At 71.1% G+C, this 14,779-nt stretch carries 15 protein-coding genes and 1 rRNA gene; all 16 read left to right on the top strand.

What is annotated here, in order from left to right; genetic code table 11:
- Nucleotides 1-77: ribosomal RNA gene (gene rrf, locus JNB61_RS04165) — 5S ribosomal RNA — on the top strand; the annotation flags it as partial.
- A gap of 93 nt (nt 78-170) precedes the next feature.
- On the top strand, nt 171-1,739 hold the full coding sequence (locus JNB61_RS04160; protein WP_220338807.1) for a primosomal protein: 1,569 nt from the start codon (nt 171-173) through the stop codon (nt 1,737-1,739).
- A complete protein-coding gene (locus JNB61_RS04155) occupies nt 1,739-2,776 on the top strand; it encodes an HAD-IIA family hydrolase (RefSeq protein ID WP_220338806.1) in 1,038 nt (345 codons plus the stop codon). Before JNB61_RS04160 ends, JNB61_RS04155 begins: the two co-directional genes overlap by 1 nt.
- Nucleotides 2,777-2,827: 51 nt before the next feature.
- The gene (locus JNB61_RS04150) at nt 2,828-2,986 is read left to right on the top strand and encodes a hypothetical protein (protein WP_220292455.1); all 159 of its coding nucleotides are present in this window, start codon (nt 2,828-2,830) and stop codon (nt 2,984-2,986) included.
- A complete protein-coding gene (locus JNB61_RS04145; protein ID WP_220338805.1) occupies nt 2,983-3,783 on the top strand; it encodes a TlyA family RNA methyltransferase in 801 nt (266 codons plus the stop codon). The genes JNB61_RS04150 and JNB61_RS04145 overlap by 4 nt, the downstream gene beginning before the upstream one ends.
- On the top strand, nt 3,780-4,802 hold the full coding sequence (locus JNB61_RS04140; protein WP_223214570.1) for an NAD kinase: 1,023 nt from the start codon (nt 3,780-3,782) through the stop codon (nt 4,800-4,802). The genes JNB61_RS04145 and JNB61_RS04140 overlap by 4 nt, the downstream gene beginning before the upstream one ends.
- Complete coding sequence (gene recN / locus JNB61_RS04135) at nt 4,799-6,490, top strand: DNA repair protein RecN (protein WP_220292452.1); 1,692 nt, start codon at nt 4,799-4,801, stop codon at nt 6,488-6,490. The genes JNB61_RS04140 and recN overlap by 4 nt, the downstream gene beginning before the upstream one ends.
- Nucleotides 6,491-6,507: 17 nt before the next feature.
- Entirely contained in the window at nt 6,508-8,220 is a 1,713-nt protein-coding gene (locus JNB61_RS04130; protein WP_220292451.1) for a CTP synthase, read from the top strand.
- A gap of 1 nt (nt 8,221) precedes the next feature.
- Complete coding sequence (locus JNB61_RS04125) at nt 8,222-8,809, top strand: NUDIX domain-containing protein (protein WP_220338804.1); 588 nt, start codon at nt 8,222-8,224, stop codon at nt 8,807-8,809.
- A gap of 64 nt (nt 8,810-8,873) precedes the next feature.
- Nucleotides 8,874-9,824 (top strand): site-specific tyrosine recombinase XerD, encoded by a 951-nt coding sequence (gene xerD, locus JNB61_RS04120; protein WP_220292449.1) that lies wholly within the window; start codon nt 8,874-8,876, stop codon nt 9,822-9,824.
- A gap of 84 nt (nt 9,825-9,908) precedes the next feature.
- Nucleotides 9,909-10,793: a ParA family protein gene (locus JNB61_RS04115; RefSeq protein WP_220292447.1), complete on the top strand. Its 885-nt coding sequence runs from the start codon at nt 9,909-9,911 to the stop codon at nt 10,791-10,793.
- Entirely contained in the window at nt 10,777-11,580 is an 804-nt protein-coding gene (locus JNB61_RS04110; protein ID WP_159844863.1) for a segregation and condensation protein A, read from the top strand. Before JNB61_RS04115 ends, JNB61_RS04110 begins: the two co-directional genes overlap by 17 nt.
- A complete protein-coding gene (gene scpB / locus JNB61_RS04105) occupies nt 11,570-12,211 on the top strand; it encodes an SMC-Scp complex subunit ScpB (RefSeq protein ID WP_220338803.1) in 642 nt (213 codons plus the stop codon). Before JNB61_RS04110 ends, scpB begins: the two co-directional genes overlap by 11 nt.
- Complete coding sequence (locus JNB61_RS04100; protein WP_220292432.1) at nt 12,208-12,978, top strand: pseudouridine synthase; 771 nt, start codon at nt 12,208-12,210, stop codon at nt 12,976-12,978. Before scpB ends, JNB61_RS04100 begins: the two co-directional genes overlap by 4 nt.
- On the top strand, nt 12,979-14,085 hold the full coding sequence (locus JNB61_RS04095; RefSeq protein ID WP_220292428.1) for a prephenate dehydrogenase: 1,107 nt from the start codon (nt 12,979-12,981) through the stop codon (nt 14,083-14,085).
- A complete protein-coding gene (cmk, locus tag JNB61_RS04090) occupies nt 14,078-14,779 on the top strand; it encodes a (d)CMP kinase (RefSeq protein WP_159844855.1) in 702 nt (233 codons plus the stop codon). Before JNB61_RS04095 ends, cmk begins: the two co-directional genes overlap by 8 nt.

Below are 14,779 nucleotides of genomic sequence, written 5' to 3'. Positions count from 1 at the left end.
CGAACCCGGAAGCTAAGCCTCTCAGCGCCGATGGTACTGCAGGGGGGACCCTGTGGGAGAGTAGGACACCGCCGGACACCCCTTCACGAAATGGCCACCCAACGCAGGGTGGCCATTTCGCGTTAACACGCCCGATTGCCCACACCCCCCGCATCCAGGAGGATCGAAGAATGCCAGAGCAGGAGCCGCGCGACGATCGACGCGCGCCGCGCGACCGATCCAGCGGGAAGCCCACGTCGTCCGGCGCTGACCGCAAGCCGTACGCGAAGCGCGACGGCGACCGGAAGCCGTTCGCGAAGCGTGACGGTGACCACAAGCCGTACGCGAAACGCGATGGTGACCACAAGCCGTACGCGAAGCGCGATGGTGACCACAAGCCATATGCGAAGCGTGACGCCGATCGCCCGTGGGCGAAGCGTGACGGTGACCGCCCCTACGCGAAGCGTGACGGTGACCACAAGCCGTATGCGAAGCGTGATGGTGACCACAAGCCGTACGCGAAGCGCGATGGCGATCACAAGCCGTACGCGAAGCGCGATGGCGACCACAAGCCCTATGCGAAGCGCGACGGCGACCGACCCTACGCGAAGCGTGACGGTGACCACAAGCCGTACGCGAAGCGCGATGGCGACCACAAGCCCTATGCGAAGCGCGACGGCGACCGTCCCTACGTGAAGCGTGACGGTGACCACAAGCCGTACGCAAAGCGCGACGGTGACCGTCCCTACGCGAAGCGCGACGGCGACCGCAAGCCGTACGCGAAGCGCGACGGCGACCGCACACCGTCGGAGCGCGCTGCGCGCCCGACGCGCGGGGGAGCGAACCGCCCCGATCGTGCCGTTCGCGAGGGCGAGATCCGCCCGGTCCGCGCTCGGCACGACGACCCGGTCATTCCCGAGGATGTCACCGGGCGCGATCTGCCGCCTGCCGCGCGCAACGAGCTGAAGACGCTGAGCAAGGAGAACGCCGAGGATGTCGCGCGTCACCTGGTGATGGCGTCGCAGCTGATCGACGAGGATCCGGCCCTGGCGCACCAGCATGCGCTCTCGGCGTCTCGCCGTGCGGGGCGCATCGCCGTCGTCCGCGAGACGCTCGCGATCACCGCCTACGCGACGGGGGACTTCGCTCTCGCCCTGCGCGAGCTGCGGACCTACCGCCGCATCTCCGGGCGCGACGATCAGATCGCCCTGATGGTCGACAGCGAGCGCGGCGTCGGGCGGGCGGATCGTGCGCTCGAGGTCGGCCGCGCCGTCGACCGATCCACCCTCGATACGCCTGTGCGGGTAGAGCTGGCGATCGCGATGTCGGGTGCCCGTCTCGACCTCGGCGAACCGGAACGTGCGCTTCAGGAACTCGACATCCCCGAACTCGACCCCGATCGCGCGTTCGAGTGGAGCCCCGCCCTGTTCGCCGCTCGTGCCGCCGTGCTCGAGGAGCTCGGCCGCACGGACGAGGCCGCCCAGTGGCAGCGACGCGCCGTGGTCGCCGCCGAAGCGATCGACGCCGCCTCCGGTGTCGACGATCTGGAGACGGTCTTCGTGGAGGAGGTCATCGAGATCGACCTCGACGATGACGAGGACGCTGACGACACCGGCGACCAGGCCGCGACCGCCGACGACGTCGACGAGCCGGGACCCTCCGCGACCGAGGCGGAAGAGATCTCTGTCGCCGACGAGGTCGCCGAGATCCTCGTCGAGGCGGGGGTCGACGAGCCCCGCGACGACGAGGCCGAGCGCTGATGGCCCTGTTCGGGCGGCGGGCTGCGACGCCCGCCCCGCTCGACGGTGTCGACGTGGTGCTGGCCGACCTCGACGGTGTCGTCTACGCCGGTGCCGGCGCTCTGCCGCACGCGGTGGAGAGCCTCAACCGTGCCCGCAATGAGCGTTCGCTCGCCTACATCACGAACAACGCTGCGCGCACGGATGCCTCGGTCGCGGCGCATCTGAGCGAGCTCGGGCTCGCGACCGCTCCGCGTGAGGTCGTCACCAGCCCGCAGGCCGCGATGCGGCTGCTGGCGGAGAAGATCGCGCCGGGCTCGACCGTGCTCGTCGTCGGCGGGGACGGCCTCGTCGTCGAGGTCGAGAAGGCCGGCTTCGTCGTCACGCGCACCGCCGACGACGCGCCGTCTGCGGTCGTGCAGGGGTTCGCGCCGGAAGTGGGCTGGACCCAGCTCGCCGAGGCGGCGTTCGCGCTCAAGACGCCCGAAGAGGACGGCGGCATCCCGTGGGTCGCGACGAACACCGACTGGACGATCCCGCAGGCGCGCGGCATCGCTCCCGGCAACGGCACTCTCGTGTCCGCGGTGCACACGGCCGTCGGCCGGCTTGCGACCGTCGCCGGCAAGCCCGAGGTGCCGATCTTCCAGGAGGCCGTCGCACGGTTCGGGGCGCAGCATCCGCTCTTCCTCGGCGACCGTCTCGACACGGATATCCTCGGCGCCAACCGCGCCGGCATCCCCTCGGCGCTCGTGCTCACGGGCGTGGACCGGCCGAAGCACGTTCTGGCCGCGCCCGAGAACTCGCGGCCGACGTACATCCTCGGTGACCTGCGTGAGCTCCACGAGCCGTATCCCGAGGTTCACGTGAAGGACGGCCTGGCGACGGTGCGGGGCGCGCGCGTCGCGATCGACGGCCCCAACATCCGCATCGTCAGCGAAGGCGATCGGCCGATCGATCTCGTGCGTGCGGGCGCCGCCGCGATCTGGTCGACCGGCCGGGCGATCTTCGGCTTCCGGGTGCCGGAGCGCCTGTACGCGGATCCGTTCCACCGTCCCTGACCCCCGCCGCGGCGAGCGGGGAGTGTCGTGCGAGCCCCGTAGTCTGGGGTCATGGATGGAGCCCGCGAGCCTGACGACGAGCCCGGCGACCTGTTGTCGACCCTCGAAGTGATCGAGGCGCAGCCCCTGGCGACGCGCGCCCAGGCGTACGACTCCCTGCACGACACGCTCGCCCGTCGCCTCGAGGCGACCCCCGGCGCCCCGTCATGACGACTCGGCTCGACGCCGCTCTCGCCGCCCGGGGTCTCGCGCGCTCCCGCACCCAGGCCGCGACCCTCATCGCCGATGGACTCGTGACGGTCGACGGCCGTCCGGTCGTCAAGGCGTCCACTCCCGTCGGCGACGACGCCCTGATCGAGGTGGCGGCGTCCGATCACTACGTCAGCCGGGCCGCGCACAAGCTCATCGCGGGTCTCGACGCCTTCGAGGTCGAGGTCCGCGGCCGCGTGGCGCTCGACATGGGCGCCTCCACCGGCGGCTTCACCCAGGTGCTGCGTGAGCGGGGCGCCGACCCGGTGATCGCGGTGGACGTCGGCCACGGGCAGCTGGCAGCATCCGTCTCCGAGGATCCCGGTGTCGTGTCGGTCGAGGGCTTCAACGTCCGCTACATGACGCCCGACGCCCTCGCGGAGGCCAGCGGTGTCGCCGAGGCGCCTTCCGTGATCACCGGTGACCTGTCATTCATCTCGCTCACGCATGTGCTTCCCGCGGCGCGCGCGGTCGCAGCATCCGATGCGGATCTCGTGCTCCTGATCAAGCCTCAGTTCGAGGTCGGTCGGACAGCGGTCAAGGGGGGCCTCGTGACGAACCCCGTGCTGCGCGCTGACGCGGTCGCGCGGGTGCTGTGGTCGGCGTGGGACGCGGGTCTGGGCACGTGCGGGGTCGTCTCCTCCCCGATCGCCGGAACGCACGGCAACTCCGAGTTCATCGCACACCTCGCGCCGGGGCGGGGGAGCAATCCGACAGAATGGTTGAGCACCGTGAACCGACTGGCGGGGAGCCGATGAACGACGCCGACACACGAGCCGAGCGCAGCATCCTGGTGGTGGCGCACGCCCATCGCGCCGACACGGTCGCTGCAGCGGAGCGGGTCGTCGCAGCGCTCCGCGCCGCCGGCGCCCGCCCGGTGCTCGCCCTCGACGACGGCGAAGACCTGGTGCAGGCGGGCCCGTCACTGGCCGACGTCGCCGTGCTCGGGATCGATGTCCCCGTGGCCGGAATCGAACTCGCGATCGTGCTCGGCGGCGACGGCACCATTCTTCGGGCGGCAGAGCTCGTCCGCGACGGAAGCGCGCCGGTCCTCGGCATCAACATGGGCCATGTCGGCTTCCTCGCCGAGATCGAGCGCGACGACATGGACGAGGCCGTCCGCCGCGTCATCGCGCGGGAGTACGAGGTCGAGGAGCGCATGGCGCTCCAGGTCCGGGTGAAGGACACCGGCGACTCCGTCATCTACGAGACATGGGCGCTGAACGAGGCGACGGTGGAGAAGGCCAGCCGCGAGCGACTGCTCGAGGTGGTCGTGGAGATCGACGGCCGTCCCCTGTCGACGTTCGGCTGCGACGGCATGGTCGTGTCGACGCCCACCGGGTCGACCGCATACAACTTCTCGGCCGGCGGGCCGGTGATCTGGCCGACCGTCGAGGCGATCGCCGTGGTGCCGCTGTCGGCGCACGCGCTGTTCGCCAAGCCGCTCGTCGTCGGACCCGAGCACTCCGTCGCGATCGAGGTGCTCGAGCGCACCAACGGCACCGGAATCCTGTGGTGCGACGGTCGCCGCTCACACGACCTGCCGCCGGGCGCACGTGTCGTCGTGCGGCGATCCGACCGCCCGGTGCGTCTCGCGCGCCTGCACCCGGCGCAGTTCACCGACCGCCTCGTGCGCAAGTTCCGCCTCCCCGTCGAGGGCTGGCGCGGCCCGGCGGCGATCACCGGCGTCATGCCCACGCAGGCCCAGCGGGCCACGGCGGATGCCGATTCCGCCGACCGTGAGTCCTCTGCCGTCGGCAGCGAGGTCGCCCCGTGATCGAGGAGATGCGCCTGCGCGACCTCGGCGTGATCGCTGAGGCGACGCTGCCGATCGGAGCGGGCTTCACGGCGATCACCGGTGAGACCGGTGCCGGCAAGACGATGGTCGTGACGGGGCTGGGGCTGCTGCTGGGGCAGCGTGCCGACTCGGGCGCCGTCCGTGCCGGCGCGGCTCAGGCGACGGTCGACGGTGTGTGGATCGTCCCCGAGGACGGACCCGTCGCCGCGCGCGTGCGGGAGGCCGGCGGCGACGTCGAGCCGATCGGGGGCGGCCGCGCCGAGCTGTACATCGGGCGCTCGATCTCCAGCGAGGGGCGAGGGCGCGCCTCCGTCGGCGGCCGGGCTGCACCGGCCGGCGTGCTCGCGGATCTCGCCGACGAGCTCGTCGTGGTGCACGGACAGTCCGACCAGCTGCGGCTGCGCTCCGCGGCGGCCCAGCGCGACGCGCTGGACCGCTTCGGCGGCGAGACCGTCCACACGGCGCGCGACGCCTACCGCCGCGCCTTCGAGCACTGGCGCGCGATCGATCGCGAGCTGTCCCAGCTCACCGACGATCGCGACGCGCGGGCGCGGGAGGCCGAGGAGCTCCGCGCGCAGCTCGCCGAGATCGAGCAGGCGGCCCCCGAGTCCGGCGAGGACGCCGAGCTGGCGGCTCGCGCCGAACGCCTGGCGAACGCCGAGGAGCTCCGTGTCGCCGCCGCGACCGCTCATGACGGACTCTCCGGCGAGGGCGATGAACCCGACGCGGGGGCGTTGCTCGCCGAGGCGCGCCGGGCGCTCGAGCGGGTGCACGACCCCGTGCTCGCCGAGCTCGCCGGTCAGCTCGCCGATGTCGGCTACCGAGTCGCCGACATCGCCGCGGCCCTCGCGGGCTACCTGGCCGACCTGGACGAATCCGGTCCGCACGAACTGGCCGCCGTCGAAGAGCGCCGCGCCGTGCTGGCCGGCCTGGTCCGCGCGCACGGCACGCTCGACGCAGCCATCGAGCTGCTCGACACCGGCTCGTCTCGGCTCGCCGAACTCGACGACGACTCCGATCGCATCGACCGGCTGACGGCGGAGCGGGATGCCGCGGCAGCCGTTCTCGACGCCGCCGCTGCCGCGCTCACTGAGGCCCGCACCGAGGCAGCCGCGCGGCTGGGCGCGGCGGTCACGATCGAGCTGCGGGCGCTCGCTATGCCGGATGCCCGCCTCGAGGTCTCGGTCACGCCCGGCCCGGAGTCCGCCTTCGGCCGCGACGACGTCGCGATCCTGCTCTCTCCGCATCCCGGCGCCGAGCCGCGAGCCGTCTCGCGCGGCGCGAGCGGCGGCGAGCTCAGCCGCGTCATGCTCGCGATCGAAGTCGTGATCGCGGCCGTCGATCCGGTGCCGACGTTCGTCTTCGACGAGGTGGACGCCGGCATCGGCGGCGCCGCCGCGATCGAGGTGGGCCGCCGTCTTGCGCGCCTCTCTGAGTCGTCGCAGGTGATCGCGGTCACTCACCTCGCGCAGGTGGCGGCCTTCGCGGCCAACCACCTGACCGTCGTGAAGGCGAACGACGGCTCGGTCACGGCCTCCGATGTCCGTCGCCTCGATGGCGCCGATCGGGAGGCGGAGATGGCGCGCCTGCTGTCGGGCATGCCCGATTCCGACGCGGCGCTCACGCACGCCCGCGAGTTGCTCAGCCTTCGCACCGAAGTCCACTGATAGGATAAAAGCCCGTGATGCAGACTTCTGATTCTTCCCGCGGCGACACTTCGAACGACACCACCAAGCACATCTTCGTGACCGGTGGTGTCGTTTCCTCGTTGGGCAAGGGTCTCACCGCGGCCAGCCTCGGAAACCTCCTCACCGCCCGGGGTCTGCGCGTCGTGATGCAGAAGCTCGACCCCTATCTGAACGTCGACCCGGGCACGATGAACCCCTTCCAGCACGGCGAGGTCTTCGTGACCGACGACGGGGCCGAGACCGACCTCGACATCGGACACTACGAGCGCTTCCTCGACATCGAGCTGAGCCAGGCCGCCAACGTGACCACGGGCCAGATCTACTCGCAGGTCATCGCGAAGGAGCGCCGCGGCGAGTACCTCGGCGACACCGTGCAGGTGATCCCGCACATCACCGACGAGATCAAGCGCCGCATGCGCCTGCAGGCGGACGAGACGCCGAAGCCCGACGTGATCATCACCGAGATTGGCGGCACGGTCGGCGACATCGAGTCGCAGCCGTTCATCGAGTCGGCCCGCCAGATCCGCCACGAGCTGGGCCGTGGCAACGTCTTCTTCGTGCACGTCTCGCTCGTGCCGTTCATGGGTGCGTCGGGGGAGCAGAAGACCAAGCCGACCCAGCACTCGGTCGCCGCGCTGCGCTCCATCGGCATCCAGCCCGACGCGCTGGTGCTGCGCAGCGACCGCCCCGTCACCGAGTCGAACAAGCGCAAGATCGCGCTCATGTGCGACGTCGACGAGGGCGCGGTCGTGAACGCCGTCGACGTGCCCAGCATCTACGACATCCCGTCGATGCTCAACGAGCAGGGCCTGGACGAGTACATCGTCCGCGCGCTCGGGCTGTCCAAGGCCGCCGACGTCGACTGGTCGCGCTGGCAGCGCGTGCTGAACGCCGTGCACAACCCGAAGCACGAGGTGACGATCGGCCTCGTCGGCAAGTACATCGACCTGCCCGACGCGTACCTCTCGGTCACCGAGGCCCTCAAGGCGGGCGGCTTCGCTCAGGAGACGCACGTCAACATCCGCTGGATCCCGTCCGACGAGTGCGAGACGCCGGAGGGCGCCGCGAAGGCGCTCGGCCCGCTCGATGGCATCGTGATCCCCGGCGGCTTCGGCATCCGCGGCATCGAGGGCAAGATCGGCGCCCTGAAGTTCGCGCGCGAGCAGGGCATCCCGACGCTCGGCATCTGCCTAGGCCTGCAGTGCATCGTCATCGAGTACGCGCGCCACGTCGCCGGGATCGAGGATGCCTCGTCGAGCGAGTTCGACCCCGACACGCCGCATCCCGTCATCGCCACGATGGAGGAGCAGGTCGACATCCTCGACCACGGCGACCTCGGCGGAACGATGCGTCTCGGGATCTATCCCGCGGCCCTCGCGGAGGGATCCATCGCCGCGGAGGTGTACGGCGACACCACCGCGTCGGAGCGACACCGCCACCGCTACGAGGTGAATAACCGCTACCGCGACCAGATCGCGGCGGCGGGCCTGGTGTTCTCGGGCATCAACCCCGACCTCGACCTCGTGGAGTACGTCGAGCTGCCGCGCGATGTGCACCCGTACTACATCGCGACGCAGGCGCACCCCGAGCTGCGCTCGCGTCCGACGGACGCCAACCCGCTGTTCCGCGGCCTCGTCGGCGCGGCGCTGGACCGGCACCGCGCGAGCGAGCTGTTCGAGGTCGAGCCCGACGAGCTCACGGTCGCCTGACGTGACGCAGGAACTCCTCGCCGACGAGCCCGTCGACGCGCCCGTCCTCGACAGCGACCTGGTCTACAAGGGCCGGGTGTGGGATGTGCGCAGTGACACCGTCGCCTACGGCGGCGGGCAGATCGTGCGCCAGTACGTCGATCATCCCGGCGCCGCCGCGGTCGTCGCGGTGGACGACGAGGGCCGGGTGCTGCTGATCCAGCAGTACCGGCACCCGATCCGCCACCGCGACTGGGAGATCCCGGCCGGTCTGCTCGACATGGCCGGCGAGACTCCGCTCGAGACCGCCCGGCGCGAGCTCGCCGAGGAGGTCGACCTGTTCGCCTCGTCGTGGGAGCCGCTGGTCAGCATCTTCACCACCCCCGGCGGGAACGACGAGATCGTCCACCTGTTCCTCGCGCGCGGCCTCACCCCCGCGCACGAGGTGCACGCTCGGGAGGACGAGGAGGCCGACATCCGCCTGGAGTGGCTGCCGCTCGCCGACGCCGTCGCGGGGATCCTCGCGGGACGCCTGCGCAACGGCATCCTCGCGGTAGGCCTGCTCGCCGCGGCGGAGCGTCTGCGCCAGGCGGACCCTGCGGGAGCCTGAAACCTCCCGGACTTCGCCGACACTCCCGCCGGACGTGAGACCCTCGTGACAGGAGGCGGCTGACATGCAGATCGCTCGAGCGGTGGACTCGTACCTGCGCCACGTGGCGATCGAGCGCGGGTTGTCGGAGAACACCGTCGCGGCGTACCGGCGCGACCTCGCCGGGTACGCCGAGTGGCTGCGCGAGCAGCACATCGAAGACACCGCCGCCGTCACGTCGGTGACGCTCTCGAGCTTCATCGCCGACCGCGCGGCCGCCCAGCCGCCGATGGCTGCGTCGTCGCTTGCGCGGCTGCAGTCATCGGTGCGGGGGCTGCACCGCTTCCTCGCGCGCGAAGGCATCGAGCCCGCCGACCCGTCGTCGAGCCTCCGCCCGCCGAAGCAACCGCGCAGGCTGCCCAAGGCGCTCACGATCGAGCAGGTGGAGAGCCTGTTGGATGCCTCGGGCCCGGCGCCGGCGACCGAGGCCGACGCGTCGGGCACTCGCGGAGCGGCGGCGGGCGACCTGCTCGGCATGCGCGACCGCGCTCTGCTCGAGCTGCTGTACGCCACCGGCGCGCGCGTGTCGGAGATCGTGCAGCTGGACGTCGACGACGCGGCGCACGGCGATGTGCTCCGCGTGCGGGGGAAGGGCTCGAAGGAGCGCATCGTGCCGGTCGGCTCGTACGCACGCGCAGCCGTGGATGCGTACCTCACCCGCGCGCGGCCCGAGCTCTCGCACCGGGGGAGGTCCACCCCGAAGCTCTTCCTCGGCGCACGCGGAGCACCGCTGTCGCGGCAGAGCGCCTGGCTGATCATCCAGTCGGCGGCCGAGCGCGCCCACCTCACCGCACACGTGTCACCGCACACGCTGCGCCACTCGTTCGCGACCCACCTCCTGCAGGGCGGCGCCGACGTCCGCGTCGTGCAGGAGCTGCTCGGCCACGCCTCCGTGGCGACGACGCAGATCTACACCTACGTGTCGGTCGACGCGCTCCGCGACGTGTATGCGACGTCGCATCCGCGCGCCCGCTGAGCCTGGCGACGGCCGCGCCGCAGACGTTCGCGTGCGCGGCGTGACTAGAATCGGTGGACACGAAGCACAGAGGCGGGAGCATTGGTGGCGGGCAAGACGCAGGCGGCGACGAAGGCCGCCACGGGGGACACTCCGATCGGACCCACCGGTCGTCCCTATCAGGGCTTCCCCACCCCGCCCAAGCTCGACGGTCATGGCCCCGCCCGCATCATCGCGCTGTGCAACCAGAAGGGCGGCGTCGGCAAGACGACGACCACCATCAACCTCGCGGCCGCGCTCGCCGGCTACGGCCGCAAGGTGCTCGCGGTCGACTTCGACCCGCAGGGTGCGCTGTCGGCGGGTCTCGGCATCCAGACCCACGACATCCCGACGATCTACGACCTGCTCCTCGACGGCAAGCGCGACCCTCACGAGGTCATCGTGCAGACGCGCGTCGAGAACCTCGACGTGATCCCGGCCAACATCGACCTGTCTGCAGCCGAGGTGCACCTCGTCAACGAGGTCGCACGCGAGCAGACGCTGTCGCGCGCGCTGCGCAAGGTCACGGGCGACTACGACGTGATCCTGATCGACTGCCAGCCCTCGCTGGGCCTGCTGACGGTGAATGCCCTCACCGCGAGCCACGGCGTGGTCATCCCGCTGGAGTGCGAGTTCTTCGCCCTCCGCGGCGTCGCGATGCTCATCGAGACGATCGACAAGGTGCGCGACCGCCTCAACCCGACCATCACACTCGACGGCGTGCTGGCCACGATGTACGACGCGCGGACGCTCCACTCGCGCGAAGTGCTCGAGCGCGTGGTCGACGCCTTCGGCGACGACGTCCTCGAGACCGTGATCGGCCGCACCGTCAAGTTCCCGGATGCCTCCGTCTCGGGCATGCCGATCACCGAGTTCGCGCCGGAGCACGCCGCCGCGCAGGCCTATCTGCGGCTGGCGCGGGAGCTGGTCGCCCGTGGCGCCGTCGCCTGATCAGGATTCCGGGTTCCGGGTCGCGCTCTCGAACTTCGACGGACCGTTCGACCTCCTCCTCACCCTGATCTCGAAGCACGAGCTCGACATCACCGAGGTCTCCCTCTCGCTCGTGACGAACGAGTTCATCGCGTATCTGCGCGATCTGGGTCCGGGCGAGGAGCTGGACGAGGCATCCGAGTTCCTCGTCGTCGCCGCGACCCTGCTCGACATGAAGGTCGCCGGGCTCCTCCCGCAGGGCGAGCTCGTCGACGCCGAATCGGTCGCGCTCCTCGAGGCGCGTGATCTGCTGTTCGCGCGGCTGCTGCAGTACCGCGCATTCAAGGAGGTGTCGACGTGGTTCGAGCGGTGCCTGCGCCGCGAGGCCGTGCGGCACACGCGCTCGGTGCGGCTCGACGAGAAGTACCGCAACGCCGTTCCGGACCTCGTATGGTCGCTGAGCGTCGACGACTTCGCGGCGCTCGCGGTGCTGGCCATGACACCCAAGGAGATCCCGCGTATCGGGTTCGACCACCTGCACGCGCCGCTGGTGAGCATCCGCGAGCAGGCCGCGATCGTGGTGACTCTGCTGCGGGATGCCGGCTCCCTGACGTTCCGCGAGCTCATCGCCGGCGTCGGCCAGCCGGGCGTGGTGGTCGCCCGCTTCCTCTCGGTGCTGGAGCTGTACCGCCACGCCGCACTGTCCTTCGAACAGCTCGAACCGCTCGGCGAGCTGACCCTCCGCTGGAGCGCGCAGCGCTGGAGCGACGAGAATCTCGCCAGTCTGGGAGCCGACTATGACCGATGATGCTTCGACAAGCCCTGGTGCCGGGGCTGACTCACCCGCTGTCACGGTGACCGACGTGGCCCGACGGCTCGAGGCGATCCTGCTGATCGTCGAGGAGCCGCAGAGCCTGGTGAGCCTCGCGGCCGCCGTCGGTGCGCCCGTTCCCGCGGTCCGCCAGGCGATCGAGACGCTTGTGGACGACTACGACGGCAAGTCCGGGGGACCCGTGCGCGGCTTCGAGCTGCGTGAGGTCGGCGGCGGCTGGCGGCTCTACGTCCGCGAGGAGTTCGACGACCTGGTGAGCGAGTACGTCGGCGGCCAGGCGCCGTCGCGGCTGTCTCAGGCGGCGCTCGAGACCCTGGCGGTCATCGCGTACAAGCAGCCCGTGACCCGCAGCCAGGTCGCGTCGATCCGTGCCGTGAACGTCGACTCGGTCGTGCGCACGCTGCTCGCGCGCGGACTCATCACCGAGCTCTTCGCGGATGCCGAGACCGGCGCCATCAACTACGGCACCACCGACGCGCTGCTCGTGCACCTCGGCATCAACTCGCTGGACGAGCTGCCGCACATCTCGCCGCTGCTCGACGGTGCTGATGAGGTGTCACGGGCGGACGAGGTCGGCGACCACCACGACGAAGGAGTGCGACGATGACCGACGCCGAATCCACCGAGGGCGTGCGCCTGCAGAAGGTGCTCGCGAACGCGGGCGTCGCCTCGCGGCGCGTCGCGGAGCAGCTCATCGTCGAGGGACGCGTGCGCGTGAACGGCAAGGTCGTCACCGAGCTCGGCTCGCGCATCGACCCCGAGAACGACCTCGTCGACGTCGACGGCACGGCCGTGCAGCTCGACCAGTCCAAGCGGTACGTCATGCTCAACAAGCCGACGGGCGTCGTGAGCTCCATGAAGGACGACCGCGGTCGTCCCGACCTCCGCCGCTTCACGAAGGAGTGGCCGGAACGCCTGTACAACGTGGGGCGATTGGATGCTGAGACCAGCGGCCTGCTCGTGCTCACGAACGACGGCGAACTCGCCCACGTGCTCGCACACCCGTCGTTCGGCGTGACCAAGGTCTACATCGCCAAGGTCGACGGTCGTGTGACGCCGCAGACGATCCAGCGGCTCCTGCGCGGAGTCGACCTGGAGGACGGCCCGATCTCCGCCGACAAGGCACGGCTGCTGTCGTCCTCCACCGAGGGTGGCGGCTCCCTCGTCGAGCTCACACTCCACTCGGGCCGAAACCGCATCGTGCGCCGCATGATGGCCGAGGTGGGGCATCCGGTCGTCGAACTCGTACGCCGCCAGTTCGGGCCGCTGCACCTGGGAACGCTGCCAGCCGGGCGCGCCCGCGAGTTGACTAAAGTGGAGCGGGGCGCTCTGCTGACTCTTTCGCGCCAAGCCGCAGGTCAACAGGAGGAATAAGTGACAGCGACCTCCCTTGCTCCGCGCGTGCAGGGCACGGTGCGGATCGTCGGTGCCGGCCTCCTCGGCGCGAGCATCGGCCACGCGCTCACCGCGCGCGGCGTCGATGTCGCGCTCGACGACACATCGCCGGCGCAGCTGCGTCTCGCGATCGACTACGGCGCCGGTCGCCGGGCCGCCGAGGACGACGAGCCGTCGCTCGTCGTCGTCGCGGTTCCGCCGGACGTCACCGCCGACGTCATCCAGCGCGAGCTCGAGCGCCACCCCGGCGCTGTCGTGACGGATGTCGCGAGCGTCAAGCTGGAGCCCCTCCGCACACTGCGCGAGCGCGGCGTCGACCTCACGCACTACATCGGCTCGCACCCGCTGGCGGGCCGCGAGCGCGGGGGAGCCATCTCGGCGCGCGCCGACATCTTCGTCGGTCGCCCGTGGGTGGTGTGCCGCGACGAGGAGACCCCCTCGGCCGATCTCGCGCTGGTCGAAGGGCTGGCGCTCGACCTCGGCGCGACGCCGATCGAGATGACGCCAGAAGACCACGACCGAAGTGTCGCGCTCGTCTCGCACGTGCCGCAGCTGGTCGCGAGCCTGCTTGCGGGCCGCTTCGTCGACGCCCCCGACGGGTCGCTCCAGCTGGCAGGCCAGGGCGTGCGCGACACGACCCGGATCGCGGCGTCGGCTCCCGAGCTCTGGGTGCAGATCCTCGGCGCGAACGCGGCGCCGGTCGTCGACGTGCTGGACCGGATCGCGGCAGACCTCACCGCCGTCGCCGACGCGCTGCGCGAGCCCGACGCGCCGGGCGCCCGCCGTGCCGTCGCCGACACCATCCGCCGCGGCAACGACGGTGTCGAGCGCCTGCCGGGCAAGCACGGCCAGAACCGCCGCTTCGAGCAGGTCGTCGTCATGGTCGACGACACGCCCGGCCAGCTCGGACGGCTGTTCGGCGAGCTCGGCGACCTCGACGTGAACGTGGAAGACCTGCGCCTGGAGCATTCGCCCGGCGCTCAGTTCGGCCTCGCCGAGATCAGCGTCGTACCCAGCGCCGTGCGCCGGGCGATCGACGGTCTCGAGGCGCGAGGCTGGAAGATTGCGAGCACCACCAATGACTGACCCCATCGTCGTCGCGATCGACGGGCCCGCCGGCAGCGGCAAGTCGAGCGTCTCGAAGCAGGTCGCCCGCCGGCTCGGGTATGGCTACCTCGACACCGGTGCCGCCTACCGTGCGCTCGCGTGGCACGCACTCGAGCACGGCATCGACACGTCGGACGCGGCATCCGTCCTCGACGTCTCGGCTGATTTCGACTACGCGATCTCGCTCGATCCCGACGCCTACTGGGTGCGGGTCGGTCAGGCCGATGTGACGGACGCGATCCGCGAGCCCCGCGTGTCGGACGCGGTGAGCGGCGTCGCGCGTGTGCCCGCGGTGCGGCAGTCGGTGAACGCGCTGTTCCGGGCGCTGGTGGCGCGCTCCGGGCGGCCGGGGGTCGTCATCGAGGGGCGTGACATCACGACGGTCGTCGCCCCCGACGCTCCTGTCCGCATCCTCCTCACTGCCGCGCCGGAGATCCGCGCCGCCCGTCGCAGCGCCGAGCTGACGACGCACGATTCCGCGACCGTGGCGGCCGCCCTCCACCAGCGCGACGCCGCCGACTCCGCCGTCGTCGACTTCCTCACCGCCGCACCCGGCGTCGAGGTCGTCGACTCGACGTCACTCGATTTCGACCAGACCGTGGACGCCGTGCTCGGCGTGATCCGGGCCGCGCTGAGCGTGCCGGCGGTCGACCCACTGCAGACAGGAGCCTGA

The organism is Microbacterium ureisolvens, assembly GCF_019511645.1.
Classification (GTDB): Bacteria; Actinomycetota; Actinomycetes; order Actinomycetales; family Microbacteriaceae; genus Microbacterium; species Microbacterium ureisolvens_A.
Note: the sequence above shows the minus strand (reverse complement) of the source record. Positions and strands in the feature narration are given on the sequence as shown.

Coding starts and splice junctions, on each gene's coding strand:
- JNB61_RS04160 (WP_220338807.1), top strand. CDS start 171: ATGCCAGAGCAGGAGCCGCGCGACGATCGACGCGCGCCGCGCGACCGA.
- JNB61_RS04155 (WP_220338806.1), top strand. CDS start 1,739: ATGGCCCTGTTCGGGCGGCGGGCTGCGACGCCCGCCCCGCTCGACGGT.
- JNB61_RS04150 (WP_220292455.1), top strand. CDS start 2,828: ATGGATGGAGCCCGCGAGCCTGACGACGAGCCCGGCGACCTGTTGTCG.
- JNB61_RS04145 (WP_220338805.1), top strand. CDS start 2,983: ATGACGACTCGGCTCGACGCCGCTCTCGCCGCCCGGGGTCTCGCGCGC.
- JNB61_RS04140 (WP_223214570.1), top strand. CDS start 3,780: ATGAACGACGCCGACACACGAGCCGAGCGCAGCATCCTGGTGGTGGCG.
- JNB61_RS04130 (WP_220292451.1), top strand. CDS start 6,508: ATGCAGACTTCTGATTCTTCCCGCGGCGACACTTCGAACGACACCACC.
- xerD (WP_220292449.1), top strand. CDS start 8,874: ATGCAGATCGCTCGAGCGGTGGACTCGTACCTGCGCCACGTGGCGATC.
- scpB (WP_220338803.1), top strand. CDS start 11,570: ATGACCGATGATGCTTCGACAAGCCCTGGTGCCGGGGCTGACTCACCC.
- JNB61_RS04100 (WP_220292432.1), top strand. CDS start 12,208: ATGACCGACGCCGAATCCACCGAGGGCGTGCGCCTGCAGAAGGTGCTC.
- cmk (WP_159844855.1), top strand. CDS start 14,078: ATGACTGACCCCATCGTCGTCGCGATCGACGGGCCCGCCGGCAGCGGC.